The organism is Blastococcus sp. SYSU DS0617 (assembly GCF_054051075.1).
In genome coordinates this window covers 1-16,380 of record NZ_JBJHAO010000001.1, presented here as the reverse complement: position 1 = coordinate 16,380, position 16,380 = coordinate 1, and the positions used below count along the sequence as shown (strand labels likewise).

At 74.5% G+C, this 16,380-nt stretch carries 16 protein-coding genes and 1 rRNA gene; 13 read left to right on the top strand and 4 right to left on the bottom strand.

All coding sequences use genetic code 11. The annotated features are described in order from the left end of the window. The first annotated feature begins 167 nt into the window (after positions 1-167). The 4 genes from ACI793_RS00085 (at position 168) to ACI793_RS00070 (ending at position 6,485) form a co-directional block, all read left to right on the top strand. Positions 168-926: an ABC transporter ATP-binding protein gene (locus ACI793_RS00085; protein ID WP_311347019.1), complete on the top strand. Its 759-nt coding sequence runs from the start codon at positions 168-170 to the stop codon at positions 924-926. A 4-nt stretch (positions 927-930) separates the two neighbouring features. After that, positions 931-3,396, top strand: a complete 2,466-nt coding sequence (locus ACI793_RS00080) for an ABC transporter permease (RefSeq protein ID WP_456604334.1) — start codon at positions 931-933, stop codon at positions 3,394-3,396. Between the two features lie 163 nt (positions 3,397-3,559). After that, the gene (locus tag ACI793_RS00075; protein WP_456604333.1) at positions 3,560-4,774 is read left to right on the top strand and encodes an MBL fold metallo-hydrolase; all 1,215 of its coding nucleotides are present in this window, start codon (positions 3,560-3,562) and stop codon (positions 4,772-4,774) included. Between the two features lie 160 nt (positions 4,775-4,934). Then, positions 4,935-6,485, top strand: coding sequence for a GAF domain-containing protein (locus ACI793_RS00070; protein ID WP_456604332.1), 1,551 nt, complete (start codon positions 4,935-4,937; stop codon positions 6,483-6,485). 9 nt (positions 6,486-6,494) lie between these two features. Here ACI793_RS00070 and ACI793_RS00065 read toward each other — a convergent pair whose 3' ends face one another. Further along, positions 6,495-7,349 carry an Fpg/Nei family DNA glycosylase gene (locus ACI793_RS00065; RefSeq protein WP_456604331.1) on the bottom strand — a complete coding sequence of 285 codons (855 nt, stop codon included), beginning with the start codon at positions 7,347-7,349 and terminating at the stop codon, positions 6,495-6,497. 150 nt (positions 7,350-7,499) lie between these two features. Here ACI793_RS00065 and ACI793_RS00060 point away from each other — a divergent pair, with 150 nt between their 5' ends. Continuing rightward, entirely contained in the window at positions 7,500-8,864 is a 1,365-nt protein-coding gene (locus tag ACI793_RS00060; protein ID WP_456604330.1) for a cryptochrome/photolyase family protein, read from the top strand. Here the strand turns inward: ACI793_RS00060 and ACI793_RS00055 are convergent, their stop codons facing one another. Beyond that, entirely contained in the window at positions 8,865-9,332 is a 468-nt protein-coding gene (locus tag ACI793_RS00055; RefSeq protein ID WP_456604329.1) for a DUF309 domain-containing protein, read from the bottom strand. 118 nt (positions 9,333-9,450) lie between these two features. On the opposite strand from ACI793_RS00055, the gene ACI793_RS00050 reads away from it, so the two are divergent. The 5 genes from ACI793_RS00050 to egtE are packed head-to-tail and all read left to right on the top strand — an operon-like array spanning position 9,451 to position 13,472. Continuing rightward, positions 9,451-10,272, top strand: a complete 822-nt coding sequence (locus ACI793_RS00050; protein WP_456604328.1) for a DUF4397 domain-containing protein — start codon at positions 9,451-9,453, stop codon at positions 10,270-10,272. A 13-nt stretch (positions 10,273-10,285) separates the two neighbouring features. Continuing rightward, entirely contained in the window at positions 10,286-10,939 is a 654-nt protein-coding gene (locus tag ACI793_RS00045) for a class F sortase (RefSeq protein ID WP_456604327.1), read from the top strand. 47 nt (positions 10,940-10,986) lie between these two features. Next, complete coding sequence (locus ACI793_RS00040) at positions 10,987-11,583, top strand: RNA polymerase sigma factor (protein WP_456604326.1); 597 nt, start codon at positions 10,987-10,989, stop codon at positions 11,581-11,583. Continuing rightward, complete coding sequence (locus ACI793_RS00035) at positions 11,564-12,310, top strand: anti-sigma factor (protein WP_456604325.1); 747 nt, start codon at positions 11,564-11,566, stop codon at positions 12,308-12,310. The genes ACI793_RS00040 and ACI793_RS00035 overlap by 20 nt, the downstream gene beginning before the upstream one ends. Before the next feature lie 28 nt (positions 12,311-12,338). Next, entirely contained in the window at positions 12,339-13,472 is a 1,134-nt protein-coding gene (gene egtE, locus ACI793_RS00030; protein WP_456604324.1) for an ergothioneine biosynthesis PLP-dependent enzyme EgtE, read from the top strand. Between the two features lie 42 nt (positions 13,473-13,514). Here egtE and ACI793_RS00025 read toward each other — a convergent pair whose 3' ends face one another. After that, entirely contained in the window at positions 13,515-13,841 is a 327-nt protein-coding gene (locus tag ACI793_RS00025; RefSeq protein ID WP_456604323.1) for a DUF4333 domain-containing protein, read from the bottom strand. Between the two features lie 157 nt (positions 13,842-13,998). On the opposite strand from ACI793_RS00025, the gene ACI793_RS00020 reads away from it, so the two are divergent. Genes ACI793_RS00020 through ACI793_RS00010 form a run of 3 tightly spaced genes read left to right on the top strand, consistent with a single transcriptional unit; the run spans position 13,999 to position 15,973 of the window. After that, positions 13,999-14,361: a GntR family transcriptional regulator gene (locus tag ACI793_RS00020; RefSeq protein WP_456604322.1), complete on the top strand. Its 363-nt coding sequence runs from the start codon at positions 13,999-14,001 to the stop codon at positions 14,359-14,361. Further along, positions 14,358-15,281, top strand: coding sequence for an ABC transporter ATP-binding protein (locus ACI793_RS00015; protein ID WP_456604321.1), 924 nt, complete (start codon positions 14,358-14,360; stop codon positions 15,279-15,281). Before ACI793_RS00020 ends, ACI793_RS00015 begins: the two co-directional genes overlap by 4 nt. After that, on the top strand, positions 15,278-15,973 hold the full coding sequence (locus tag ACI793_RS00010; RefSeq protein WP_456604320.1) for a hypothetical protein: 696 nt from the start codon (positions 15,278-15,280) through the stop codon (positions 15,971-15,973). Before ACI793_RS00015 ends, ACI793_RS00010 begins: the two co-directional genes overlap by 4 nt. Before the next feature lie 287 nt (positions 15,974-16,260). On the opposite strand, the gene rrf is transcribed toward ACI793_RS00010, so the two are convergent. After that, positions 16,261-16,377, bottom strand: a 5S ribosomal RNA gene (rrf, locus tag ACI793_RS00005). Positions 16,378-16,380 lie beyond the last annotated feature (3 nt).

Sequence of the window (16,380 nt, the reverse complement as noted above, 5' to 3'; positions counted from 1 at the left end):
GAGCAGGGGTGTACGACCACAGGGGGACGGCGGCGTCCGCCCGGGGGAGCACGGCGGGCGGCCGGAAGATGGCCCTCCGCTCCGACGCGGGAGGACGGCCCCGGGCGGGAGCGTGATCTCCGTTGCCGCATCCCCTGCACCGGAGGTCCGAAGTGTCCGTCCCCGTCATGACCGTCCCCGGCGAAGCGCCGGGCGCTCCGGCCACCGCCGCCGTCCGCGCCGCCGGCCTGCGCAAGACCTACGGCACCGGAGAGACCGCGGTGCACGCGCTGGCCGGGGTCGACGTCACCTTCGCCGCCGGTGAGTTCACCGCGATCATGGGTCCCTCCGGCTCGGGCAAGTCGACCCTCATGCACTGCCTGGCGGGCCTGGACACCGCGACCGCCGGCGAGGTCTGGCTGGGCGACACCCCGCTCACCGACCTGCGGGACGACCAGCTGACCACGCTGCGCCGCAAGCGGATCGGCTTCGTCTTCCAGGCCTTCAACCTGCTCCCCGTGCTCGACGCCCGCGAGAACATCGTCCTGCCCATGCAGCTCGGCGGGCTGCGGCCCGACCCCGCCTGGTTCGACGCCGTCATCGCCCGGCTGGGCCTGCGCGAGCGCCTGGGCCACCGCCCGCACGAGCTCTCCGGCGGCCAGCAGCAGCGGGTCGCCATCGCGCGCGCCCTGCTGCCCCGGCCCGACGTCGTCTTCGCCGACGAGCCCACCGGCAACCTGGACTCCCGCTCCGGCGCGGAGGTGCTCGGGCTGCTCCGGTCCAGCGTGAAGGAGACCGGTCAGACCGTCGTCATGGTCACCCACGACCCCGCAGCGGCCGCCTACGCCGACCGCGTGGTGCTGCTGGCCGACGGCCGGCTGGCCGGCGACCTCGCCGACCCCACCGCCGAGTCCGTGCTCGACGCGCTGCGCGGACTGGGGGCCTGAGGCGATGCGCACCGTCGTCCTCGCCCAGCTCCGCACCCACGCGGCGCGGCTCATCGCCTCCACGCTGGCCGTCGTCATCGCCGTCGGCTTCGTGGTGGCCACGCTCGTGCTCAACGAGACCTCCCGCGCCACGGTGCTGGACACCGTCGGTGCCCGCTACGTCGGCAGCGCCGCCGTCGTCACCTCCCCGTCCGGCGAGTCGCTCGCCGACGACGTCGCCACGCTGGACGCGCTCAACTCCGTCGCCGCCGTCGCCCCCGCCTACGAGACCAGCGTCTCGGCCGCGGTGCCGGGACGCCCGGGCTCGCAGTACCTCTCCGTGCAGTCGGTGGCCGACGCCCCGCAGCTGCGCTGGGAGCAGCTCTCCTCCGGCCGGCTCCCCTCGGCTCCCGGCGAGGTCGCCGTGACCGACCGCGCCCGGGCCGAGGTCGGTGACGTGCTCACCGTCTCGGCGTACGACGAGGACGGTGAGTCGACCACGTCGGAGGCGACCGTCACCGGCATCGTCGACCTGCGCGGCGACCCCGAGGCCGGGCTCTACGCCCGGGGCTTCGTCACCGAGGCGCAGGCCCGTGAGTGGGGCGCCGCCTTCCCGACCCAGCTCCGGCTCGCCGCCGGCCCCGGCTTCGGGACCGACGAGGTGGTCCGCGACGTCACCGCCGCGGTGACCGGCGACGCCGTGGTGCGCACGGGCGAGGAGCAGGCCGAGAAGACGGCCGCCGACATGATGGGCAACGCGACGGCGCTGGCCTCGGTGCTCCTGGTCTTCGGCACCATCGCCGTCGTCGTCGCCGGGCTGGTCATCGCGAACACGTTCGCCGTCCTGCTCGCCCAGCGGACCCGCGAGCTGGCCCTGCTGCGCTGCGTCGGGGCCACCGCCCGCCAGGTGCGGCGCAGCGTGCTCGGGGAGGCGCTGGCCACCGGGCTGGTCTCGTCCGCGGCCGGCGTCGCCGCGGGCATCGGGCTGGCCGCGCTGATCTCCACCGTGGCGGGCAGCAACTCGGCCATCCCGCTGTCCGGGGTCGCCGTGCCGCTGTACGCCGTGCTCACCGGGATGCTCGTCGGCACCGTCGTCACCGTGCTCGCCGCGCTGGCCCCGGCACGGGCGGCCACGCGGGTCGCCCCGCTCGCGGCGCTGCGGCCGGTGGATCCGGCCCCGCTGCGCTCCCGGCCGGGTGTGCTCAGGCTGGTCGTCGGGCTGCTGATGGCCGTGCCCGGCACCGCGTTGCTCGTCGGCGGAGCGGTGATGCAGGAGGTCCTGGTCGCCCTCCCCGGCGGGGTGCTGAGCTTCCTCGGCATCGTGCTGCTGGCCCAGCGGGCCGTGCCTCCGGTCGTCGCGGCCGCCGGCCGGCTGGCCGGCCGGCTCGGCGGCGTCCCGGCCCGGCTGGCCGCGGGCAACGCCACCCGCAACCCCCGGCGGACGGCGGCCACGGCCACCGCACTGCTCATCGGTGTCACGCTCACCAGTGCGTTCGTGGTGGGCGCCGCCTCGACGCGGGCGACGGCCACGGCAGGGCTCGACGCGGAGTTCCCGACCGACGTCGTCGTGCAGAGCTACTCGGACGACCTGCCGACGTCGTTGCCCGGCGCGCTCGCCGACCTGGAACCGGTCACCCGCACCGCGCCGGTGATCGGCGCCGACATCACCGACCCCGACGGCGAATATTTCTACGCGCAGGGCGTGGACGCCGCCGCGGCGAGCGCGGTGATGCGCTCGACGGACAAGAAGGCCCTGCCGCGACCCGGGGAGATCGTGCTCCCCGAGTGGTCGGCGGAGTACTACGCGGTCAAGGACGGCGACACGCTGACGCTGACCGGCGGGGGCCGCTCGCTGCCCCTCCGCGTCCTCGTCACCGGCGAGGACCAGGCGCCGCTGCTCGACGCCGGCGACCTGCGATCGCTGGCCGGGGATGCGGGCCTGGCCGAGGTCTGGGTGATGCTGTCCGAGGCCGATCCGGACGCCCAGGTCGCCGGGGTCGACGAGGTCACCGATCTCGTCGGCGAGGCCGCCCCGGACGCGCAGGTCACCGGGTTGGTCACGATGCGCATCGAGCTGGACGAGATCCTCGACGTCCTCCTGCTCGTGGTCACCGGGCTGCTCGCGGTGGCCGTGGTCATCGCGCTGATCGGGGTGGGCAACACCCTGGCTCTGTCGGTGGTCGAGCGCCGTCAGGAGAACGGGCTGCTGCGCGCGCTCGGCCTCACCCGGGGGCAGCTGCGCGGGCTGCTCGCCTGGGAGGCGGTGCTGGTGGCCGGGGTCGCCTCGGCGATCGGGGTCCTCGTGGGCGGCGCCTACGGCCTGATCGGGGCCGCCTCTGTGCTCGGCGAGCTGGGCGACATCGTGCTCGACGTCCCGTGGCTGCAGGTGGGCGCGATCGTCGTCGTCGCCACCCTGGCCGGGCTCCTCGCCTCGGTGCTCCCGGCCCGTCGCGCCGCGCGCACCTCTCCGGTGGCCGCCATCGCCGCCTGACCCCCCCGCCACGATCAGGGAACCTGATCCCCGAGCGTCCTCCCTCACGTCCCACGGTGAGGGAGGACGCTCCATGATCAGGGAAGCTGATCGTCGCCCTGGGGGTGTGACGTTCCACGGGAAACCTTCGGCGTGCCCGCCCGCGGCTGGGACACTCGACGTCGTGCCTTCCTCGTTCCGCCGCCGTGCCGCCGTCACCGCTGCCGTGCTCGCCGGCCCGGTGGGCTGGATGACCGCCGCCGCGTGGGGCCTGCCGACGGCGCTGGGCGCGCACCGCCGCCGGCTGCGGCCGGTCGTCGCGGGGTCGCCGCACTTCTCCGAGGGCTCGTTCCACAACACGCTGCCCACCCCGGCGCTGGCGCCGGCCAACACCCGCGACGGTCTGCTGCGGCAGTGGCACGAGGAGCGGCACGTCGGCCTGCCCGGCGGCCCCATTCCGCTGGCGCGGCCCGAGATCCCCGCCGAGGCCGCCGACCTGGCGGTCACCTGGTTCGGCCACGCCAGTGCGCTGCTGGAGGTCGACGGCCGGCGGGTGCTGGTCGACCCGGTGTGGGGGCACCGAGTGTCGCCGTCGCCGCTGTTCGGGCCGACCCGGCTGCACGAGCCGCCGCTGCCGGTCGAGGACCTGCCCCCGGTCGACGCCGTCCTCATCTCGCACGACCACTACGACCACCTCGACCTGCCGACGGTCCGCGCGCTGCTGGCCACCCAGACCGCGCCGTTCGTCGTCCCGCTGGGCATCGGCGAGCACCTGCGCAAGTGGCGCGTCCCCGAGGACCGCATCGTCGAGCTGGACTGGGACAGCGTGCACCAGGTGGCCGGCCTGACCCTCACCTGCACCGAGGCGCGGCACTTCTCGGGCCGGTACTTCCACCGCAACACCACGCTCTGGGCGTCGTGGGCCATCGCCGGCCCGCGGCACCGGGTCTACTTCGGCGGCGACACCGGCTACACCCCCGCCTTCGCCGGGATCGGCGCCCGGCTCGGGCCGTTCGACCTGACGCTGCTGCCGATCGGCGCCTACAACGACGCCTGGCACGCGATCCACATGGACCCGGAGGAGGCGGTCCGCGCGCACGGCGACCTCGGCGGTGCGGTGCTGCTGCCCATCCACTGGGCCACGTTCAACCTGGCGTTCCACCGGTGGGCCGAGCCGGTGCAGCGGCTGCTGGCCGCCGCCCGCCCGCGGGAGATCAGCGTCGTCGTCCCCCGTCCCGGCCAGCGGATCGACGTGCTGGCTCCCCCGCCGCCGGACGACTGGTGGACGGCGGTCGGCTCGGGGGTCGAGCCCGGATCGGCCCCTGCCGCCGGCGGCGTCGGCACGTCGGTGCTCGCGCGCACGCTCACCAAGCTCACCTCCCTCCTGCCGGGCGCCTGACGTGACGCACCGCACAGAACTGCGCGTTTAGAAAGGAGTTCACCCCGCAGATCGTGTGGCGCGCAACCAAATCGGGTGTAGTCGCGCCAGTCTCTGCTCCTAGCCGCAGGTCAGCGCACCGATGAACCGGTGACGTGACCTCGACTCCAGGAGCAGAACGATGTTGCAGTTCGGTCGCCGCACCGCCCCCACCGCCCACATCGAGGCGGCGGAAGAGGCGCAGGCGAACGCCACGGCGATCACCGCCGTCGTCTCCGTCATCGGCGAGGCGACCACCGCCCCGGAGGCCATCGCCGCCGTCCTCGACGTGGTGCGCGAGCAGTTCGGCTGGGCGTACGCCTCCTACTGGCGCGTGCAGGACGACCGGGCGCTGCACTTCGTCCAGGAATCGGGCGACGCAGGAGCCGAGTTCCGGGAGGTCACCCTCGCCGCCTCCTTCCGGGAGGGCGTCGGACTGGCCGGTCGGGCCTGGCGGTCGCGCGACCTGGTGTTCGTCCCCGACCTCGGCCGGCTGGCCGACTGCGTGCGGGCTCCCGCCGCGCAGCGCGTCGGCGTGCGCAGCGGCATCTGCTTCCCGCTGCTCGAGGACGGCCGGGTCACCGGCACGATGGACTTCTTCTCTACCGAGACGCTCACCCCGTCCGCCCAGCGGTTGGAGACCCTCCGCGCCATCGGCCGGCTGGTGTCCCAGGCGCTGGAGCGCGTGCTGACCGCGGAGCGGCAGGCCGAGGCGGCCCAGGACATGGCGGCGGTCAACCGGGTGCTGCGGCAGGTGTCGACGGCGTCGTCCCCGGAGCAGGCCATGGCCGGCGCCCTGGACACCATCCGGGAGGGCTTCGGCTGGGCCTACGGGTCCTACTGGCGGGTCGACGACTCGGACCGCACGCTGCGCTTCGTCCAGGAGTCCGGCACGGCCGGGAAGGAGTTCCGGGACGTGACCCTGACCGCCTCCTTCGCCGAGGGCGTGGGCCTCTCCGGGCGCGCCTGGCGCGCCCGTGACCTGGTCTTCGTCGAGGACATCGGTCAGGTGACCGACTGCGTGCGCGCACCGGCGGCCCAGCGCGCCGGGGTGAGGTCCGGCGTGTGCCTGCCGATCGTCGTGGCCGGCCAGGTCGTCGGCACCATGGACTTCTTCGCCACCGCCACGCTCATCCTCTCCCCCGGGCGCGAGGACGCACTGCGCAACACCGCATTCCTGCTCGGCCAGGCGCTGGAGCGGTTCTCCGCCGCGGCCAAGCTGGAGCAGGCCGGCCGCGAGCTGCTCGAGTCGATCACCGAGGTCGAGCGCAACGTGCTGACGTCCTCGACCGTCGCCGGCGAAGGCCGGCGCCTGACCGAGGAGGCCAACGACCAGATCGCCGGGCTGGGCGAGTCGAGCGCCGACATCGGCAAGGTGGTCAAGACCATCCGCGGGATCGCCGACCAGACCAACCTGCTGGCGCTCAACGCCACCATCGAGGCGGCCCGCGCGGGTGAGGCCGGCCGTGGCTTCGCCGTCGTCGCCAACGAGGTGAAGGAGCTCGCCGCGGAGACCGCGCGCGCCACCACCGACGTCGACGCGAAGGTCTCGGCCATCCAGGAGCAGGTCGGCCGGGTGGTGTCGGCACTGGCCGCGATCAGCACCGCGGTCGAGCGGATCAACGAGACCCAGACGGTGATCAGCGGCGTCCTGACCGAGCAGTCCGCCGTCACCCGGGCGATCCTCGAGTGAGGACCCCGGCTAGCGGAGGAGCTTGGACATCCGCCGGTCGGCCAGCGGTTTGCCGCCGGTCTGGCAGGTGGCGCAGTACTGCAGCGAGGTGTCGGCGAAGCTGACCTCCCGGACGGTGTCCCCGCAGACCGGGCAGGGCAGACCCGTGCGGGCGTGGACCTGCAGCCCGGAGCGCTTCTCGCCCTTCATGGTCGCCGCCCGCTGGCCGACCTGGCGCTCGAGCGCGTCGGTGAGCGTCGCCCGCACGGCGTCGTGGAGACGGACCAGTTCGTCGTCGCTCAGCTTGTCGGCCATCTTGAACGGGGACAGGCGGGCGGCGTGCAGGATCTCGTCGGAGTAGGCGTTGCCGATGCCGGCGAGCAGCGTCTGATCGGTCAGCGCACCCTTGAGCTGGCCCGACCGGCCGGCCATCAGCCGGGCGAACGTCTCGCGGTCCACCTCCAGCGCATCCGGGCCCAGCCGGGCGATGCCCGGCACCTCGGCCGGCGACCGGACGACGTAGATCGCCAGGCCCTTGCGGGTGCCCTGCTCGGTGAGGTCGAAGCCGTTCCCGTCATCCAGGTGCACCCGGAGCGCGAGCGGCCCCTTGCCCGGCTTGGGCGGGGCGGCCGGCAGGTTCTCCCGCCAGTGCAGCCATCCGGCGCGGGCCAGGTGGACGACCAGGTGCACGCCGGAGACGTCGAGGTCGAGGAACTTGCCGTGCCGGCCGGCGCCGGTGATCTCCAGCCCGCCCAGCGCGGACAGCGGCGGGTCGAAGGTCTTGATCGCCTGGACGGCGGCCAGGTCGGCGCGCGTCAGCACCCGGCCGACGGCGTCGGCGCGCAGGAAGGCGGCCAGGGCCTCCACCTCGGGCAACTCGGGCACGGTCCCATGATCGCGCGGATCGGGGTGGTCCGCCGTCCCCCGGTGCACCGTTCGTGCACATACCGCCCCATCGGAGGACCCGGAGCGACAACGTGCGCACGAACGGCTGCTCGAGGGGCGCCGGCCCGCCGTCCTTCCTACGCTCGGGCGGTGCCGACGTCGCTGCTCTGGCTCCGGCGCGACCTCCGGCTGCACGACCACCCCGCGCTGCTGGCCGCCCACGACGCGGCCGGCCCGGACGGCGACGTCGTCCCCGTGTTCGTGTTCGACGACCGGCTCTACGGCCCCTCCGGCGACCCGCGCCGCCGCTTCCTGCTCGACTGCCTGACCGCGCTGGACACCGACCTCGACGGCGCGCTGGTCCTGCGCTCCGGGAACCCGGCGGACGTGCTCCCGGCGCTGGCCCGCGAGGTGGGGGCCACCTCGGTGCACATCAGCGCCGATACCGGCCCCTACGGGCGACGCCGTGACGACGCGGTCGAGCAGGCGCTCGGCGACGTCCCCCTGGTGCGCACCGGTTCGCCGTACCTCGTCACCCCGGGCCGCGTGACCACGCGCACCGGCACGCCCTTCCAGGTCTTCTCCCCCTTCGCGCGGGCCTGGCGGGAGCACGGCTGGCGCGCGCCGGCGGGCTCTCCCGACGGCGTCCGCTGGCGGACCGGCGTGCGCTCCGAGGAACCGCCTCCGGCACCCGACCTCGGCGACGTCGTCCTGCCGGCCGCCGGCGAGCAGGCGGCGCTGGCCGCCTGGGCGCGGTTCCGGGACGAGCGGCTGTCCGGCTACGACGAGGGCCGCAACAGCCCCGGCACGAACGGCACCAGCCGGTTGTCCGCCTACCTGAAGTACGGCTGCCTCCACCCCCGCACGCTGGTGGCCGACCTGGCCGGCGAGCCGTCCGAGTCGGCCCGCCGCTACACCGACGAGCTGGCCTGGCGGGACTTCTACGCCGACGTGCTCTGGCACCGCCCGGAGTCGGCACGGGAGTACCTCAAGCCCGAACTGCGGGGCATGGGCTACGACGCCGGCCCGGACGCCGAGGCCCTGGTGCGCGCCTGGGAGACCGGCCGCACCGGCTTCCCGATCGTCGACGCCGGGATGCGCCAGCTGCTCGGCGAGGCCTACGTGCACAACAGGGTGCGCATGATCGCCGCGTCGTTCCTGGTCAAGGACCTGCACCAGGAGTGGACCCGCGGCGCGCGGTACTTCATGCAGCACCTGGTCGACGGCGACCTGGCCAGCAACCAGCACGGCTGGCAGTGGGTCGCCGGTACGGGCACCGACGCCTCGCCCTACTACCGGGTGTTCAACCCGGTCACCCAGGGCAAGAAGTTCGACCCGGACGGCACCTACGTGAAGCGGTGGGTGCCCGAGCTGCGCGACCTGGGCCCGAAGCACGTGCACGAACCGTGGACCGCGCCCGGCGGCATCCCGGCCGGCTATCCCGAACCGGTCGTCGACCACGCGCACGAGCGCCAGGTGTCGCTGGACCGCTACGCCCGCGTCCGCGCCGGCTGATCAGCCGCGCAACCGCGGGGCGGCCCGTGCGGGGTCGCGGGCGCCGGCCGGGTGAGCGGCCATCGCGCGCCCCCACGCGGCCAGCCCGGCGACGTCGATCCCGTGCGGCGGCGCGTCGGCGTAGGGGACGACGTTGCCGACGCCCCGCTCGAGCAGCGTCGCCGCACCCCGGGCGTTCCCCCGGGCGGCATGGGTGAGCCCCACGGCGAGCTGGGCGAGGCCACGCCACAGCTGCCGCTCCTCGGGCACCGAGGACTTCCACGCGTCCTCGAGGACCTCGTGGGCGTGGAAGGGGCGGCCGGCGTCGAGGAGCTCCTGCGCCTCCGCCAGCGCGACCAGCGGCTCGCGCACGATCCCCTCGGGCGCCCGCGGCTCGCCGGGAGCGTCGTGCGGCAGGGGCCGCCCCAGCGCGTCCCGCGGGCGGGCGTTGCGGGCCCGGCCCTCGGCGTCGCGGTCGCGGGGAGTCACGGCCCCATCCTGCACCCGGCCGGTCGCCCGAAAGAAGTTCCCCGTTCAACTGCATCCGTGTCCGGGCGTGCTGCGGAAGTACGGGATGACAGGCACCTCCCCACCGGAAGGAACAACCATGAGCACCGTCCGCACTCTCGGTCGCACCGCTGGTGTACTCACCGCAGCCGGCGCCATGGCCCTGGTCGCCACCCCGGCCCTGGCCAACAACCACACCGCCACCGTCTCGGTGCTGCACGGGGTTCCGAACACCCCGGTCGACGTGTACGCCAACGGCGAGCGGCTGATCGACGACTTCCAGCCCGGCACCCTGACCGACCCGCTCGAGCTCCCCGCGGGCGAGTACGACCTCGCGCTCTTCCCGGCCGACGCCCCGGACGGGTCCGGCGAGCCGCTGCTCTCGGCGATGGACGTGGCCGTTCCCGCGGGCGCGAACGCCACCGTGGTGGCGCACCTGACGGAGGCGGGCGAGCCCGCGCTCACCCCGTTCGTCAACGACACCTCCGCCGTGCCCGCCGGCCAGGCGCGCGTGACGGTCCGGCACACCGCGGCGGCCCCGGCCGTCGACGTGCGCGCCGGTGGCACCCCGGTCATCGAGGGGCTGACCAACCCGAACGAGGAGACGCTCACCGTGCCTGCCGGCACGATCAGCGCCGACGTCGCCCTGGCGGGCACCGACACCGTCGCCATCGGCCCGGCCGACCTGACCCTGGCCGAGGGCACCTCGACCGTCGTCTACGCCTGGGGCAACGACGAGGCCGGCTACGACCTCGCCGTCCAGACGATCAGCGGCACGCACTCCGCGCCCAGCGGCGTCCCCGGTGGCTCGGCCGGCCTGGCCGACGAGGGCAGCTCGCTGCCGATGGTGGCCGCTCTCTCGGTCGCCGGCATGGCCGTCGCCGGCGCCGGCGCCGTCCGTCTCGCCCGCACCCGCGGCTGACCGGACCGGATCCGTGCGACCCGCCGCCGCTGCCGCCGTCCTGGGCCTCGCCCTGGCCGTCGGCGCCCCGACCGCCTGGGTGCTGACCCAGCCGGACGCGGCGGCGGGCGTACCCGTCGAACAGGCTCTCCCCGCGCCGGCCCCCGAGGCCGGCGCGGGGCCCCTGTCCGCCACCCCCTCCGTTCCCACCCGGGACGCCGCCCCGTCGGCGACCCCGAGCGCTCCGGCGCCGGTCCGCATCAGCGTTCCGTCGCAGGGCGTGGACGCCCCCGTCGACGCCGTCGGCATCGCCGCCGACGGCCAGATGGAACTCCCCGAGGACGTCTCCCGCGTCGGCTGGTATCGATTCGGCCCCGTGCCGGGCGAGGACGGCTCGGCCGTCCTCGCCGGGCACGTCGACGACCGGGAGCAGGGGCCCGGTGCCCTGTTCCCCCTCGAGGACGCCGCCGTCGGCGACGAGATCACCGTCACCGACGCCGCCGGGACGGCGACCCGCTGGCGGGTCGTCTCCCGCGAGCTGATCACCAAGCAGGTGCTCCCGCTGGAGCGGATCTTCGCCCGGGACGGCGCCCCGCGGCTGACCGTCATCACCTGCGGCGGCCCGTTCCTCCCGGAGTTCCGGAGCTACCGCGACAACGTCGTCGTGGTCGCCGAGCCGGTCCGGTGACCGGGGCGCTGGCCATCCGTCCGCCGATCCTCGGTAGCGTTCGGTCCGTGGATTCCGTGCCGGGGACGCGCAGCGTCGGCGACCCGGACGACGCCGAGGTCGGCCGCCGCTTCGCCGCCGGCGAGGAGCAGGCGCTCGCCTGGGCCTACGAGCGCTGGGCCGGGCAGGTGCACGGCATGGCGGTGCGCGCCTTCGGGCCGGGCCCCGACGCCGAGGACGTCACCCAGCAGGTGTTCGTCGCCGCCTGGACCGGCCGCGCCCGTTTCCGCCCCGACGACTCGCCCCTGCCGGCCTGGCTGGTGGGCATCTGCCGGCACAAGATCGCCGATGCCTGGGCCCGCCGTGACAAGCAGCGCCGGGAGGCCGAGGCCGCGGTGTCGGAGGCGAAGGCCACACCCGCCGGCGGGACCGACTCGGGGGTCGACACGGTTGTTGCCGACAGGATGCTGGTGCTCGACGAGCTGGACCGCCTCGGCCAGCCCCAGCGCGGGATCATCGAGCTCGCCTTCTTCGAGGACCTCACGCACGCCCAGATCTCCGAGCGCACCGGAATTCCTCTCGGCACGGTGAAATCCCACATCCGCCGAACGCTCGAACGCTTGAGGACACGATTGGAGGTGGATGGTGCCGCACTGCCAGCCTGACGACCTCGCCCTCGCCGCTCTGGGCGAGCCGCTCCCGGCCGAGTCCGCCGCCCACCTGGACTCCTGCGAGCGCTGCGCCTCGGAGGTGTCCAGCCTGCGGCGTGCGGTCGACGCCGTCGCCGTCCCCGCATTCGCCGTACCGAGCAGCGCCGTCCCCCCGCCACCGCCGGTGTGGGACGCCATCGCCGCAGCCACCGGGGTCACCGCCGTCCCGGAGTCGACCGCCGCGCCGGAACCGGACACGGCCCGGCCGTCTCCCGAGGCGCCCGGCGCCACGGTCGTACCCATGCCCTCGCGCCGGCGGCCGCTGCTGCTGGCGGTGGCGGCGGTCCTCGCCGGGGCCGTCGTGGGCGCCGGCGCCGTCGCGGCCATCCAGCGGACCGGCGACGACGGGGAGTCGATCACCACGGTCGCGCTCGATCCGCTGCCCGACGCCGAGGCATCCGGCGTGGCCGACGTCGTGGTCCGCGGCGACGGGTCCCGGATCCTGCGGCTGGAGCTGGACGCCCCCGTCCTGGACGGTAGCTACTACGAGATCTGGCTGATCGACCGGTCCGTCGAGGGCATGTTCCCCCTCGGCGTGGTGGCTCCGGGCACGCAGACCGTGGAGCTGCCCGCCGGGGTGGACCTCGCGGAGTACCCGCTGGTCGACGTCTCGGTGGAGCCCCTGGACGGCGATCCCACGCACTCGGGCGTCTCGGTGGCCCGGGGGGAGATCGACGCCTGATCGGCGGACTCGCCTAGCGTTGACCTCCGTGACGCCGTCCCACCCCGACCTCCTCCCGCACGACGACCTCGGTGCCGCCTGGCGCAAGGCCCGGCCGCGCCCCGCCGGTCGGCACCTGGACAGCGCGGCCAGCAGCCGGCAGAGCTCGCGGGCCCTCGAGGCGGCGTCGCACCACGCCCGGCACGAGGCCGAGCTGGGCGGCTACGTCGCCGCGCAGGCGGCGGAGAACCTGCTGCAGCAGGGCCGGTCCGTGATCGGCGGGCTGGTGGGCATGGCCGCGGCCGACGTCGCGTTCGTCGAGTCCGCGCGGGCCGCCCTCTCCGCCCTGCTGACCGGCTGGCGGCTGCCGGCCGGTTCACGGGTCGCCTGCCTGCCCGGCGAGTACGCGCCGAACATCGGGCTGCTGGGTGCCTACGGGCTGCGCCCCGAGCCCCTCCCCGTCGACGGCGCAGGACGGGCGGACCTCGAGGGTGTGGAGCGGCTGCTGCGCACCGACCCGCCGCGGTTCGTGCACCTGGACCACGTCCCGAGCCACCGCGGCATCCTGCAGCCGGCTGCCGAGGTCGCCGCGCTGTGCCGGGCGGCCGGGGTGCCGCTGGTGCTGGACGCCGCGCAGGCCCTGGGGCACGTGGACACCGACGTCGGGGCCGACGTCGTCTACGGGACCTCGCGGAAGTGGCTGGCCGGACCGCGGGGCGTCGGCGTGCTGGTGGCCCGGCCGGCCGTCGCCGCCCAGCTCACGCCGGTGATGCCCGGCTCTGCCGACCTGCCGCCCATGCGGGCGTTCGAGAGCGCCGAGGGGCACATCGCGGGCCGGATCGGCCTGATCATGGCCGTCGGCGAGCACCTGGCTGCCGGGCCGCACCGTGTCCGGGAGCGGCTGGCCGGGATCGGCCGGCTGACCCGGACGGTGCTCGACGGGGTGGCCGGCTGGACGGTGGTCGAACCCGCCGGGGAGCCGACAGCCACCACGACGCTGCGGCCACCCGACGGTGTGGACGTCGTCGGCACGCGGGCGCGGCTGCTCACCGAGCACGGCATCGTGCTCAGCGCGCTCGGGACCGAGCGCGCGCCGGGGGAGATGACCGGCCCCGTCCTGCGGGTCTCCCCGCACCTCGACGTCACGACCGAGGACCTGGAAGCCCTGGCGACCGCCCTCTAGGACCCGTCCCGCGCTCGAGCGCGCCGCCGCCGGTGCGACGGCTCAGCCGAGGGGCTCGTCGTCCACCTCGACGCTGATGCGGGCCCCGCCGTCGCCCAAGGCGACGGTGACCGTGACGCCGTACTGCACCGCGTCGTCCTCGGCGGTGAGCGTGCAGCGCGTCGTCGCCCCCTCCTCCCTGACCAGCTCGTCCGGGCAGGAGATCTCGGGGCGGGCGCCCACCCCTCGTTCGAGGGCGTCCTCGGCGGCCGTGGCGACCTCCTCGGCCGACAGCGTGTCCGAGCGCTCCCGGAGGGAGACGACCGACCCGCAGGCGGTCAGCGTCAGCGCCGCACCCACCGCGAGGGTCAGCAGCGAACGACGGGACACCATGCTCCTTCTGCGCGGGGCGGGACAGCTCCTCCGACCTTAGTGCGGCGGGCGGACCGCGCCGCAGCCGCGAAGCTTGCGCCTCGACCGGCCGCGGCCCTATGGTTCATTACATGAGTAATGAACCGGCGAACCTGGCCGGCCTCGGAGCCGGATCGTGAACGAGGACGCAGGGCCGATCTTCCGCCAGGTCGCGAGCGAGATCGAGAACGCGATCGTCGACGGCTCCCTCCCCGAGGAGACCCAGGCCCCCTCGTCCAACGAGCTGGCCGCCTTCCACCGCATCAACCCCGCGACCGCGGCCAAGGGCCTGAACCAGCTGGTCGCCGACGGGGTCCTCACCAAGAGACGAGGAGTCGGGATGTTCGTCGCCAGTGGCGCCCGCGAACAGCTGCTCAAGCGCCGGCGGACCGAGTTCGCCGACCAGTACGTCCGGCCCCTGATGACCGAGGCGCAGAAGCTCGGCATCACCGCGGCCGAGCTCACCACCATGATCCGCTCCTGGGAGGACCCGCGATGACCGCCCCGACCACGCCGGTGGTGGCCACCGTCACCGACGCCTCCATGCGCTTCCGCGGGGTGACCGCCCTCGACCGGGTGTCCACCGAGATTGCGCAGGACTCGATCACCGGGCTGCTCGGCCGCAACGGCGCCGGGAAGACCACGCTCATGCAGCTGCTCACCGGGCACCGGGTGCCGACGAGCGGCCGGATCGAGGTCTTCGGCGCCGCTCCCTACGAGAACGACGACGTCCTCCGCCGGATTTGCTTCGTCAAGGAGGGGCAGCGCTACCCGGACCACTTCCGGGTGCGTGACGCCCTCACCGCCGCCGCGCTGGTGTTCCCCGAGTGGGATGCCGACCTCGCCGCCTCGCTGCTGCGCGACTTCGACCTGCCCGCGAAGCGGCCGATCAAGAAGCTCTCGCGGGGGATGACGTCGGCGGTCGGCATCATCATCGGACTGGCGTCGCGCGCGCCGCTGACCCTCTTCGACGAGCCGTACCTGGGCCTGGACGCCGTCGCGCGCCAGCTGTTCTACGACCGCCTCCTCGCCGACTACGCGGAGCACCCGCGCACCGTCGTGCTCTCCACGCACCTGATCGAGGAGATCGCGGCCCTGCTGGAGCGGGTGCTGCTCATCGACCGGGGCCGGGTGCTGCTCGACGCGGACGCCGAGTCGCTGCGCGGCAGCGCCGTGACGGTGGCGGGCCCCCGGGACCGCGTGGCGGCGTTCGCGGCCGGGCACGAGGTGCTGCACACCGAGACCCTGGCCGGCTCCAGCCGGGCCGTCGTCCGCCTCCGGCCCGGTGGCGACGACGCGGCGGCGGCCGGCCTCTCCACCGAACCCACGAACCTCCAGCAGCTAGTCGTGGCGATGAGCCTGCGCACCGCCGGCGCCCGCTCCACGACCCCGTCCGACCTCGAGGAGGCCGCCCGATGAACCGCGTCCTGCAGGCCGCACGACTGCACCTGATCCACCCGGCCATGATGCTGGGCATGCCCTGGCTCATCGTGGGCATCAGCTTCGCCCTGAACCTCGCCACCTGGTACGTCATCGCCTCCGGGGATGACGAGAGCGGCGTGACCGGCGGGGTGGCCGCCCTCTACGTCACCGTGCTCATCGTCTTCGTCCAGGCCGTCACTCAACTGCTGCCCTTCGCCATGGGCGTCAGCCTGAGCAGACGGGCGTTCTACCTCGGGACGGCGCTCGTGGCCTGCGCGACCGCACTGCTGTCCGGCGTCGCACTCTCGCTGCTGGTCAGCGCGGAGAACGCCACCGGGGGATGGGGGCGGGACATCGACTTCTGGGCTCCCGGCATCTTCGAGGTCGGCAACCCGGTGCTGCAGGTGTTCGCCTCGGCGGCGCCCATGCTGGCCTTCGCCTTCGTCGGCGTGGGCATGGGCGTGGTCCACCAGCGGTGGGGACAGACGGGGACCTGGGGACTGATCATCGGCACCATGCTGGTGTTCGGCGGCCTGGCCCTGCTCATCACCTGGCTGGAGGCCTGGCGGGACGTCGGCGAGTGGTTCTCCGACCAGTCCGTGGTCACGCTGACCGTGGGCCTGCCCCTGGCGGTCGCCCTGATCGCGGCCCTCGCGGCGCTACCCGGGATCCGGCGCGTCGTTCCCTAGCCCGGCCGGCACCTCGATCGAGCCCCCGTTCCGTCACAGTGACGGAGCGGGGGCTCACCCGTGTCGGCGCGGCCCGCAGCGAGACGCACGGCCGACGAGTCCACCCACGCCTCGACCGTCGTCCACGTTCCCGCGGACCTGCGGCCTGCTCGTCCGCGGTGTCGCGGCCTGCGTTTCAGCGTCTGCGTTTCCGTGGTTTCGCGGCCTGCTTGTCCGCGGTGATGCAGGGGTCGGGGAATGCCGAAAGGGCCCCAGCACGGATGCTGGGGCCCGATCGGGGAATAGTTGTCCGGCGGCGTCCTACTCTCCCACCCCGTCTCCAGGGCAGTACCATCGGCGCTGAGAGGCTTAGCTTCCGGGTTCGGAATGAGACCGGGCGTTTCCCTCTCGCCATGACCGCCGTAACT